Annotated in this window: 8 protein-coding genes; 7 read left to right on the plus strand and 1 reads right to left on the minus strand. The window is 45.7% G+C overall.

The features are described from left to right. Positions 1-72: 72 nt before the first annotated feature. The 3 genes from LQ567_RS17845 (at position 73) to LQ567_RS17855 (ending at position 3,486) form a co-directional block, all read left to right on the plus strand. A complete protein-coding gene (locus tag LQ567_RS17845; protein WP_231006860.1) occupies positions 73-1,404 on the plus strand; it encodes a PSP1 domain-containing protein in 1,332 nt (443 codons plus the stop codon). Positions 1,405-1,621: 217 nt separating this feature from the next. After that, positions 1,622-2,092, plus strand: a complete 471-nt coding sequence (locus tag LQ567_RS17850; RefSeq protein ID WP_231006861.1) for a hypothetical protein — start codon at positions 1,622-1,624, stop codon at positions 2,090-2,092. A gap of 119 nt (positions 2,093-2,211) precedes the next feature. Then, positions 2,212-3,486: a M16 family metallopeptidase gene (locus LQ567_RS17855; RefSeq protein ID WP_231006862.1), complete on the plus strand. Its 1,275-nt coding sequence runs from the start codon at positions 2,212-2,214 to the stop codon at positions 3,484-3,486. Between the two features lie 55 nt (positions 3,487-3,541). Here the strand turns inward: LQ567_RS17855 and LQ567_RS17860 are convergent, their stop codons facing one another. Continuing rightward, on the minus strand, positions 3,542-4,609 hold the full coding sequence (locus LQ567_RS17860) for a DUF4421 family protein (protein WP_231006863.1): 1,068 nt from the start codon (positions 4,607-4,609) through the stop codon (positions 3,542-3,544). Between the two features lie 265 nt (positions 4,610-4,874). Between LQ567_RS17860 and LQ567_RS17865 the strand changes: the two genes are divergently transcribed. The 4 genes from LQ567_RS17865 to LQ567_RS17880 all read left to right on the plus strand — a co-directional run bounded on the left by LQ567_RS17865 (position 4,875) and on the right by LQ567_RS17880 (position 12,464). After that, positions 4,875-6,860, plus strand: a complete 1,986-nt coding sequence (locus LQ567_RS17865) for an alpha-ketoacid dehydrogenase subunit alpha/beta (RefSeq protein ID WP_231006864.1) — start codon at positions 4,875-4,877, stop codon at positions 6,858-6,860. Positions 6,861-6,951: 91 nt separating this feature from the next. Continuing rightward, entirely contained in the window at positions 6,952-7,539 is a 588-nt protein-coding gene (locus LQ567_RS17870) for a Crp/Fnr family transcriptional regulator (protein ID WP_231006865.1), read from the plus strand. 375 nt (positions 7,540-7,914) lie between these two features. Beyond that, positions 7,915-10,875 (plus strand): TonB-dependent receptor plug domain-containing protein, encoded by a 2,961-nt coding sequence (locus LQ567_RS17875; protein WP_231006866.1) that lies wholly within the window; start codon positions 7,915-7,917, stop codon positions 10,873-10,875. Positions 10,876-10,901: 26 nt separating this feature from the next. Next, on the plus strand, positions 10,902-12,464 hold the full coding sequence (locus LQ567_RS17880; protein ID WP_231006867.1) for a RagB/SusD family nutrient uptake outer membrane protein: 1,563 nt from the start codon (positions 10,902-10,904) through the stop codon (positions 12,462-12,464). The last annotated feature ends 11 nt before the right edge of the window (positions 12,465-12,475 follow it).

Genomic DNA, 12,475 nt, shown 5'->3' on the forward strand with positions numbered 1-12,475 from the left:
GTTTGGCCTGGTATAATAATATTACATCAAAAGTACACAGTTCTCTGCCACCCTCCCTATAAAAAATTCAGAATGGGTTGTTCAAGTTGCGGTACCGCCACTGGTGGAAAACCAACCGGATGCAAAAGTAATGGCGGCTGCAGTACCGGTGGTTGTAACCGGATGAATACATATGACTGGCTGCGGAATCTTCCCATGGCGAACACGGAAGACCAGTGTAACGTTGTGGAAATCAGTTTTAGCAAGGGTACAAGAAAGGATTTTTACCGAAATACAACCCTGCAGTTATTTGAAAAAGGAGATCTGGTTACCGTAGAAGGCGTAAGTGGTTTTGATGTGGGCGAAGTGTCGCTTACAGGAGAAATTGTACGGTTGCAGATGAAAAAATACGGGGTGAAGGAAGAAAACCCCGATATGAAAAAGATATTGCGCATCGCCACCGACCGGGATCTGGATCAGCGCCGCATCAATAAGGAGCGGGAACCGGAAGCCGTTATCCGGAGCCGGGCCATTGCCAAACAGCTGAACCTGAATATGAAAATCAGCCAGGTAGAAATGCAGGCCGATGGACGAAAAGCAACCTTTTTTTACATTGCCGATGGACGCGTTGATTTCAGGGAACTGATCAAAGTATATGCCCAGGAATTTAAGGTAAAGGTAGAAATGCGCCAGATCGGTGCCCGGCAGGAAGCCGGAAAAGTGGGCGGAATTGGTAGCTGCGGAAGAGAACTTTGTTGTTCTACCTGGCTTACAGATTTTAAATCGGTGAATACCACCGTGGCCCGTTATCAGAATCTTTCCATTAACCAAACCAAGCTGAGCGGTCAGTGCGGCCGTTTAAAATGCTGCCTGAACTATGAGCTGGATACCTATCTGGATGCCCTTCAGGGATTTCCGAATGATTGCGACCAGTTACAGGTAGTCAAGGGAACGGCTTATCTCATAAAAAAAGACATCTTCAAAAACCTGATGTGGTATTCGCTGCCCGATAGCAATAAGCAATACCCCCTCACCATTGAAAGAGTCCGTAAGATCAAATCGCTGAACCGGCAGAATGTAGTGCCGGAGGAGCTGGAGCCGGTAGAGGTAACCAGTTCCAAAACCGTAGAAGTGGAACCGGAATTTGTGGATGTGGTTGGCCAGATCAGCCTCCGCAGCCTGGAACGGGCCGATAAAAAGAAGCGGCAGCAAAAGAAAAATCAGCAGCAACAACAACAGCAGCAGCAACAACAGCGTACACCGGCCACCGGCCAAAAGCAGGTTTCACGGCAGCAACAGCCGGCAAAGCAGCAAGGCCAGGCCCCGCAAAAAAAGACGGAAGGTGCACGTCCCCAACCCCCCAGGCATAAACCCAACCGGAATAAGCCGCAGGAAGCAAAAAAGCAGGGTAAAACGGATGCGTAACTGCTTCGGGGTAGTTTGTAGATAAAAGCACCGGTTAAATTTTCGAAAAATTTACAACTGGTTGTTTCACAGTATTTTTTTATGGTTATGGCCGGTATGCACAGTGTTGCCGGCATAAACAGCCCTTGATACGGTTAAACCCGTACCAAAACAATTCAGCTGTAATGCGGTTACCGGTCGTTTAAGTTATTACCTTTGCCCGACAACAGATCAAGACATGCTTAAGAGAATGCCCTTTATTTTATTATTGGTGACCGCTGTTCCATTGTTTATAGCCGGACTATTTGCCAGTAATAAAGAATGGATCGATATTCATTTGCATGATACGATGTTTGTGATCGCACAGGGGCATATCCTTGGCCTTTCCGCTTTCTTTCTTTTTTTATTGTGGCTGGTGAATATCGCAACGCACAACATCCTTTTCTCAAATAAGCTGACCTGGTTTCATACGCTTGCAACACTGGTCATTGTTTTGTTTGTTTTATGGTATACGGACAGGCATCCGGATAGCTTGTCAGATAACCTGCCACACCCAGGCACGGAACAGCCCGCATCTGATTTCCGGGATACCAATGCTGTAGTGGTTTGCAGTATAGCCGCGCTTGTGTTGGTGCAGCTGGTTTTTATCGCCCACCTGCTGGTTGGCCTGTACCGGAAAACGACCGCTACAGAATCCATTTCGGTATAACCGGGGAAGCCGCCAGGTAATGGCTGGATGCCGGCGGATACATTTACCCTACTATTATCACACATTTCGGGCCCGGTGAGGGCATCACCCGTATATTTGCGGTTTAAAAGAAACTTACAATGCCAGACAGAAGCGTGGCCCCTCCTATTGTGGATGCGGTGAACTTTAATTTGCAATTGCAACCCTACCAGAAATACATTCTCAAAAACGGGGTAGAAGTATACGCGGTTGACGCAGGAACCGAAGACGTATTACAGGTAGAATGGGTATTTGATGCGGGCAACTGGTACGAAACAAAAAATTTACAGGCCGCCGTAACCAATCATTTGCTAAAGAACGGAACCGAATCACGGAATGCCTATGAAATCAATGAATACTTTGATTACTATGGTGCCTACCTGAACCGCAATTGTTATGCAGAAACAGCCACCATCAGCCTGCATTGCCTAACAAAACATATTAAGGAGTTATTGCCGGCTGTAAAAGATATTATTGCCGGCAGCACGCTGCCCCTGAAGGAGATGGAAATAGCGGTGCAGAACATGAAGCAGAAGCTGGATGTAAACCTGAAGAAGAGCAGTTTTGTTGCCGGACGTCTGATCGATGTATACCTTTTTGGTGCACAACACCCCTATGGCCGCTTTAGCCGGCACGAAGATTTTGACAGTCTTACAAGAGAAGACCTGCAGGCTTTTTATGATACCTATTACCGCAACGGAAGTTTGAAAATATTTATCGCCGGCCGGTTACCGGAACAGGTGGGGCCGTTATTAGACCAGTATTTTGGTGATTTACCGAACAATCCGGTAAAAAATCAGACGTTTGATGTTCAGCCCTCGGCAGAGAAAAAGCATACGGTGATTAATGACGATAAAAATAACCAGGGCTCCATACGGATCGCCCGGCCGTTTTTTAACCGGCATCACCCGGATTTTTTAAAATGCCAGGTATTGAACATCGTGTTTGGCGGCTATTTCGGCAGCCGGTTAATGGCCAATATCCGGGAAGAAAAAGGTTATACCTATGGTATTCACAGCTACCTGCTCAACAACCGGTATGATAACGGCTGGATGATCTCAACCGAAGCCGGACGAGCGGTAAGCGCCGCAGCTATTGAAGAGGTATATAAGGAAATGGCGGTTTTAAGAGAAGAACCGGTAGATGCGGAAGAATTGCTGCTGGTAAAAAACTTTATGATGGGATCGATCCTGGGCGACCTGGATGGCCCGTTCCACATCATTGCCCGGTGGAAGAATATCATTCTGAATGGTGTAAGCAATGATTTTTTTGAACGGTCCATACAGAATATTAAAACCATCACTGCAACCGATCTTCAGGAAATGGCCAATAAATACCTGCACCCCGAGGCTTTTTATGAGCTGACGGTTGTATAAGTTTTAAGTTCCGGGTTTAGAACTGTGGAGCGTAAAACATGAAACCTGAAACGCCTCAATCCAGCAGCCATCCAAACCCAAGGGTGTGAATGGCCCGGCGCCCCCAGTTGATCACGGCCGGGATGGTTTTTCCGGCATGGATGCGCCGCACATAAACCAGGCGGAACTGGTCGGAGGCGTTTTGGTAGTTGGCATCTTTTTCATTGGAACCGATAAAGAACCGGTTAGAGATCACAGAGCCCACCAGCTCCCATTTTTCGGTATTGTATCCGATGGCCCCGCGTACACTCAGGTTCGGGCTAAAATACCAGCGTGTTCGCTGTGCACCCGTTGTTGTTTTTTCAAAGGTTTGTGCCGCATCGCCGTTCACCGAAGCTACCCCGGTAATAAAAAGATGACGTTTGATCACAAAAGTATGCGCATAGCCGGCCGTAGGACCAAACATGATATAGCGCATATAATTGATGGATGCATTGGGAAAGGAGGAAGAAAGGTTTACGGGCACAAAAGCGCTATCGCCTTTTGCATTTCCGTAAATGAATTCTCCGCCGATCAAAAATGAACCTGCCGACCGCTGCTGCCAGCTGTCATATACAAAAGGTGCTTTTATTGAGAACCGGTCACCCTTCAGGATCTTCCGGATGGTGGCGCCGAAGATCTGTGTTTTGATATCGGGGCGTACATAATAACTGCCCCCCGCAAAGTCGGGGTCCTGCTGCCCTCTTAAATAAAATCCCTTGTTTACCTGGAAATGCAGGTCGCCCAGCACCGATTGCCCGGTTACCGACATCTGGAAATTGGCGGATTTGGTCTTCCCTTTTTCTTTTTTATAATCCGGATCCAGGGTGCCCAATCCTACAGAACCACTTACAGAAAGCCAGTCGTACCCGATGGAAAGCCCGAGCCGGGTGGGATTGTTGGTCGAATATTTGAGGGGAAAACTGCCGTCCTGCGACCGGATGGAATACACGCTGTTTTTCTTAACCAGGAGCGGCCCCAGTGTAAGCCGGTGATTGTACCGCTGATAATAACTGGTATCCTGTTTATAAGCAGCGGTCTCCTCCTGTGCAAAAACAGGTGCAATCATACTTAAAACCAACAGAACGGCTATAACTTTCTTCATGAATGAAATACTGGCAGGGTTTAATCAATGATCAAAAAGGAAAAATAGTGTTCGCCATTGTCCAAAGTAAAAATAGGGTTTTATTTGGGGATAAAGCATTTGGGGGCACAAAACACGGAGGCCCCGGGATATCAGAAAAAGTGAAATGATGGCTGCTCCTGTGAGCATAACCGTCCGCTGCAATGTGTTAGAAACGCCGGGTAATTCTGTGCTTCGTTGCATCAGCAGCTGATCAGAAATGAAAACGATTCATTAGGTTTGTAGTATGACAATGGATCGAAAAGGCCTGAGTCCGGATCAGTTAAAAGAGATGTACCGGCAACTGCTGTACCCGCGGCTGATCGAGGAAAAAATGCTCATCCTGCTGCGGCAGGGAAAGATCAGCAAATGGTTCAGCGGCATCGGCCAGGAAGCCATTGCCGTGGGAGCTACGCTGGCGCTGGATCCGGATGAATGGATCATGCCCCTGCATCGCAACCTGGGGGTGTTTACCGCCCGCAATATGCCCCTGAGCCGGTTGTTTATGCAATGGCAGGGCATGCAGGAGGGCTATTCGATGGGCCGGGAGCGAAGCTTTCATTTTGGAAGCCCGGAACATCATATCTGTGGCATGATCTCGCACCTGGGACCACAGCTGGCCGTGGCGGATGGCGCTGCACTGGCATACCGGCTAAATGAAACCTCCAGAGTGGTGCTGGCGTTTAGTGGCGAAGGCGGCACCAGCGAAGGCGATTTTCACGAAGCGCTGAACGTGGCTGCTGTATGGGATCTTCCGGTGATCTTCCTGGTGGAGAACAATGGGTACGCGCTGAGCACGCCCGTTCAGGAACAGTTCCGTTGTATTTCCATTGCAGATAAGGCCCGCGGCTATGGTATGGAAGGCATTACGATTGATGGCAACGACCTGCTGACGGTTTACGATACTATAAAGGGTGTAAGGGATTATTGTATCCGGAATCAGAAACCTTACCTGGTAGAATGCACCACCTTCCGGATGCGGGGACATGAGGAGGCCAGCGGAACCAAATATGTGCCCGATGCGCTTTTTGATCTGTGGGCGCAGAAAGATCCCATTGCGCAGTATGAACAGCAACTACTAAAAGAGCAACTCCTTACAGAAGATGAAATAGCATCCATCCGGCAGACGTTGAAGCAACAGATCGAAGCGGAACTGGAAGCGGCAGACAGCGGAAGCACTTTGATCATCGATACCGCAGCAGAGCTGGATGCTGTTTATGCCGCACCCGCGATAACCGCTTTGCCAACAGTAACGGATGAAATGCCGGCAACCGAAAAGCGGTTTGTGGAGGCCATACGGGACGGGCTTTATCAGAGCCTTGAAAGAGATGCGCAGCTAGTGATCATGGGGCAGGACATTGCAGAATATGGGGGTGCTTTTAAAGTAACAGAAGGACTGGTGGCTGTATTTGGAAAAGAACGGATCCGGAACACGCCCATTTGCGAAAGTGCTATCCTGGGCGCCGCATTGGGGTTGAACCTGGAGGGTAAAAAGGCCATTGTGGAAATGCAGTTTGCCGATTTTGTGTCGGTAGGATTTAACCAGATCGTAAATAACCTGGCGAAGATCCATTACCGCTGGGGACAGGCGGCCAACGTGGTGATACGAATGCCCACCGGTGCCGGCGTGGGGGCCGGACCGTTTCACAGTCAGAGCAATGAAGCCTGGTTTGTGCATACGCCCGGACTGAAGGTGGTATATCCTTCTACAGCCGTGGATGCAAAAGGATTGCTGATGGCGGCAATTGAAGATCCGAATCCCGTATTGTTTTTTGAACATAAGGCCTTATACCGGAGCATCAGCGAACCGGTTCCGGACGAACCTTATGTGGTGGAAATCGGAAAAGCCCGGCGGGTGCAGGAGGGTACCGATATCGCGATCATTACATACGGCATGGGTGTGGTCTGGGCGGAGGATTATGCCGCTGCACATCCGGAGATCTCTGTGGAGTTACTGGACCTGCGCAGCCTGCAGCCCCTGGATCATGCGGCCATCCGTGCTTCCGTAAAACGGACCGGAAAAGTATTGGTATTACACGAGGATACGCTTACCGGGGGCATAGGCGCAGAAATTGCTGCATGGATCAGTGAGCATTGTTTCAGCATGCTGGATGCACCGGTGCTACGCTGTGCTTCGCTGGATACACCCATTCCCTTTAATACCGAACTGGAAAAGAATTTCCTGGCAAAACAGCGGCTGGAACAATCGGTTGAGGAGTTGTTGGGGTATTGAGAAGAGGAAATGAAAAGTGAATAGAAAGAAGTAAACGGGGGTGAATATATTAGATGCTACTGATCACTTCCTGCTAATAAATAAAAAATATATGACTACGGCAATGCAGTTTTTGTTGGAAAATATCCGGAAACATGTAACGCTTACGGCAGATGACGAGCAAAAGCTGGTGGCTGCCTGCCAGATGAGAACCGTTAAGCGGAAGCAATTCTTTCTTCAGGAAGGGGATGTACAGCGTTACCTGGTATTTGTGGTAGAAGGATGTTTGAGAAGTTATTCCGTAGATGAAAACGGGTTCGAGCACATCCTGCAATTTGCGCCGCCCGGATGGTGGATCGGCGATATGCGCAGTATGCTGGAGCAGTCGCCCGCCTCTCTGAATATTGATGCGGTGGATGATAGTGCGGTCATTTTGATCAGCATCCCCGAATTGGAACGCCTCTATAAAGAAATACCCACATTCGACCGTTTTTTCAGGATCCTTTCCGAACGGTCCATTGCTACCCACCAGCACCGCCTGATCGATTCGTTAAGTCTTACCGCCAAAGAACGGTACACCAGCTTCTGCCGCCAGTACCCATCGCTCATCACTTGTCTTCCCCAGAAATACGTAGCATCCTACATCGGCATAACACCCGAATTTTTAAGCAAAATGCTAAAGGAGCCGATAAAAAAATAATGTCCATATAAGTGGCTTTCTTAAACATGGTGCCCCTAAATGAACTGTCTGTTTTATCATAAAATTAACAGTAGCGCAAACGATTGCATAAAGTTTTCTTAAAAAAAGTAGGATTTGAGCAACCGTTTGCGCACGAAATTTTAACCAAATATCATTTTCAGACCACTATCTTAGTAGAAAGATTCTAAAAATAACAAAGCTTGTTTGCAGAGATTGATTGAAAGTTAGCGACTGTATTTTAGTAGACGGCTTCATAAAATTTTGTTGTTAGTAAGAAAACACCGGCTGTTTTTTTAAGTAAAAAAAAGTTTGCTTAAAAAAGCGGAGGGGACTTTTTTGAAAAAAAATGAATAGCAAATAAAACTGGCTATAAAAATGAGAATAAAACGATTTTTAAGGTTAGAAGGCTTCCTTTTGTTTGTATGCTTTATGACTGCTTTAGGGCGTTTGCATGCTCAGGATTCAACTGCTACAGACAGCGAGCAGGACAGTCTGATCACAAATGCCAATAAGGAATCAGAATTTGGCTATGAACCGGCAAAAATTCCGGTAAGATTTAAGAAAACCGCAATTAATGCGGTTCCAATGAATCTGATTACCAATCAGCCCTACATTTCTGTTGCGCAAATGCTTAAAGGAAATGCCGCCGGCGTATATGTTCAGGAACCCAGCGGTGAACCCGGAACATTGACAAATATTCTGATACATGGGGCTGGTGCGCCGTTATTAAGCAATCGGGAACTATATGATCAACAAGCCGTGGTGTATATTGATGGTATACCACAGATTACAAGAAACCCGTTTGTGTACGATATACAGAAGTATGACTTTAATCCGATTGGCTCTGCTACAGATGTGTTAGCTATATTAAACCAGAACAATATTGAGTCCATTGAAGTGATCAACGATCCTGTACGTCTGGCATCGCTTGGACCATTGGCTTCTAAAGGCGCTATCTGGGTAACTACCACGCCTGCAGTACCCCGCAATATTGGCATTGCTGTAAACAGCTATTTTGGTGTTGTTCCAAGTCCGAATGTGAGTGTTACAAATGCTGCATATGAAAATGATTTCAGACGGCCTTTTTATAACCAGTTTGGCAACGCATCCCGGAGGTTAAACTACCCCGCTTTCCTGAGAGATTCTACCAATGCTGATTATTATGGCCCCAGTAACTGGACAGATCTGTATTATGAAAATACACCGATCTATTCAGCGGATGCAAGCGTAACGGCAGGAACAGGAAGGGCTACATTAAGGGGTTTTGTAAGCGCATTAAAAAATGCGAATAGTGCAGATAAAACATCCATCAACCGGTACAATGCGGCACTGAGCATGAATGTTGTACCGTATGAATGGTTATCGTTTTCAACAAAAATTGATTACAATTGGCTTTCCAGGAAAAGAAACAGAAATATCACCGATAGACTGGCGGAGATCCGGTATACTCCGGATCTGACAAATCCGCTCACACCTAACAAAAATCTTTACGGAGCTTATCTTTCGGCATTCAATGGTGCATTGGATAATAACGTAAACCATGTTTTGAACGGGTATCTGGCTACAGCAATAAAATTCGGGAATTTCAACTATCAGGGTCGCATTGCATTGAATTATGGCGAAGAGTTCAGGGATGCATTTTGGCCTACCGTATTAAACGAGGGTACCAACTTTGTATCCAACTATTTCGGAGCTAACCAGCGACTGGATCTGTCGAACATCCTTTCTTATAAACTTGATGTAGATGCAAATAATTCTATTACCATTTACGGAGGACAGCATTATTATAAGGATGATTATAAATATAACTATGCATATGCATACAATGGCCCCAATGATTTCATTAAAATAAATGTAGTAGATTATGACGCCTCCCAGGCCGATTATCTGCAGTCAAAGGGCTTTATCCCCTATTTCTTTCCAAGTATGATGAGCACATCGCTTACTTCATTTGATGGGAATGCGGTGTGGGATCTTGGGAATAAACTAAAAGCACATGTATTGGTAAGAAGGGATGGCTCTTCCACCATGCAACTGGGCTATAAATGGTTTACCGGTTATGGTGGTTCTTTAGACTGGGATATTAAAGAAACACTTCTGAAGGATCAGGATAAATTCAGTACTTTATATATAAACGGAGGTTGGTCAAGATTGGGGAAAACGTATTCTGATGATCGGTTTTCTTCAGGTCCGCAATACCGGGCGGATCTGGGTTGGGGTAATGAACCTACGTTAGGATCGATCAACGGTATTGCAGGTTTGTCCCGTCCCTATTCTACCGGTTGGGTGGGTTACGAAATTCCATGGCAGTATGTAGATAACTTCAATATTGGTGTGGGAGCTGGTATGGCTCACGATAAGTTGAAAGTTGTATTAAACGCATACAACAGGGATGATAAAAACGGATTGTTTGCAATGCCTGTTCCGGTAGAGTATGGATACAACAGTGCCTATAAAACCGGGTTGGTTGTAAACAATAAAGGAGTAGATATTTCTATTGATGCGACGATCTCTGCTGCTGCATCGCATAAAATGGGATGGGTGTTAAATGCCAACCTGAATTATAATCAAAATAAGTTAAAGGCATTACCTGGTGGCGTAAATGAAGTTGTTATTGGAAGGAACAAATTTGTTGTGGGGGAAAGAATTGATCAGTTCTGGGTTTTTGAAAATCAGGGAACGTTCTCAGGAACGAGTGATATTCCTCAAAAAAACGGTGTAACATTCAACTATCAGGGTGTACCTTTTCAGATAGGTGACGCTAAGTGGCGTGATGTGAACAGTGATAATGTGATCAATAATGATGATAAGGTTTTAAAAGGGAACTATCTGCCAAAAATGAGTGGCGGTTTGGGAAGCACGCTTTCTTATAAAGCATTGAGTCTTGATTTCCAGTTCTACTTTGCGCTGGGTAGAAAAGTACTGAACCAATACGCCTCCAAGCGCCTGGACTTTATCAATACCGAGGTTGCCAATGATATCAACTCAATCAAGGAAATTACATACTGGGAAAAGAAAATGGACCTGACGGGTTATCCGATGTACAATCCCTGGAGTGATGTAGTCCCTTACAGACTCGAGCAGGATATCTTCCTGGATGATGCCTCTTATGCAAAATTGAGAACAGTTTCCCTTGGCTTTGATTTTTCAAAAATGCCGGGTCAAGCCAGTAACGTATTTAAAAGATCTATGATATATATAACCGGAACAAACCTTGCAACATTCACCAAGTTTAAAGGGGATGATCCGGAGCTGGCAACGTACAATGGCCTGTACACCGGAAACGCATTGCCAATGCCACGTTCGGTTATCTTGGGATTCAGGTTGTCTTTTTAATTAAAAACGGCGTATAAATAAGTAATATGAAGATTTTATATACTGATTGGAAAAAATTCTGTGGTATTGGTTTACTGTTAATACTCATTACCGCATCCTGTAATAAAAAACTTGATCTTCAGTCAACAAGAATAGCCGATGAAGAAGGGCATTGGTCTTCTTATGAAAACGCGCGTAGCGGTATCATCGGCTTATATGGATTAACCCGGGCCGCGCTTGCACAGAACAATACGCATTGGATCTGCGGAGAGCTCCGCCAGGGAGACTTTAAATCGCTGCAGCGGTCTGATCTGAATGCGGTGATAAGCGGTAAACTCAACGCCGGGTACCCGTTATTACAACAGGTATCGAACTGGCGTTCTTTTTACGCGGCAATTAATGCCTGCAATTTGTTTATCGAGCGTGTGTCTGGCTGTTTAAATGACATTCGCTATACAGAAGCCTACTATAACCTGGATGTGGCACAGGCAAGAGCGCTGAGAGCATTCCTTTATTTTTATATGGTGCGCATATGGGGAGATATCCCGTTCTCCACTTCCTCCGGGGAGGGAGGCAATTTTGATGCGATGTCTATTACCGGAAAAGATGCTATTTTAACCTTTGCTACGTCGGAGCTGAAGGAAGTGGCGGGTAAATTGCCGTATTTATATTCGACCATAGATCCGGATCAGATCTTTCCATCGAATTATTACAATGAAAGCGCTGATTACTGGGCAAATGCACCATTAACACGCCTGGCTGCCTATGCGTTGCTGGCTCATATTGCGGCATGGCAGGGAAATTATATAGATGCTTCGATCTATACTGAAGTGGTAGCAAATAATTATACCAAAAGCAATCTGGATTATGTTCCGGTATCCACTCTCGTAAGTCCTTCTGGTTTCTTTGCCGGCGGAACAAATAATTACAGACAGTTGATCGGGTTCAATTTTACTAAGGAGCGGGGCGAGACAACCGTAGATGGTCATATTGAAAATCTAACACTGGCTAATACCAATAGCTTCTACATGTCTAAAAAGCTTCCGGATATTTATGTAGATAAATCGACAATCGGAAATCTGTTTCCTTCAACCAATGGAAACGACGACCGGTTTGGATATGATTTTCAGTATACGCCCGCGCTTTTGTATACTACCTATTTTGAAAATTATAATGCTGAAATCCCGGTATTTAAAAAGATCCGGGTTGTAGACGGCGGTGTAAATACCGGTCAATTCGCTGTGTTTAATTCTTCTATTGTATTTACAAGACTGGAGGAAATATTGTTGCTGCGTGCAGAAGCGTTCGCTGCCCTGGGCAGAGAAGCAGATGCTCGTAATCTGTTAAATACACTGAGAGGAAAACGGTCAATCGACCCCGTTTCTCCGCTTCTTTCCGGCAGCCAGCTTATTGATGAAATATTCAGAGAGCGGAGGCGGGAGTTGATGGGTGAAGGTTGGAGATGGTATGATGTAGTGCGTGAGAAAAAGCTGCTGAATAATGATCCCACCTTCAATGCAATGGTCAAAAACGGGGGTATCTATTGGCCCATTGCGCAGGAAGTACTATCGCGGAACAATAAAATTGAACAGAACAATTATTGGAAATAATAAAATATTTT

Source organism: Niabella pedocola (genome assembly GCF_021044425.1).
Lineage (GTDB): Bacteria > Bacteroidota > Bacteroidia > Chitinophagales > Chitinophagaceae > Niabella > Niabella pedocola.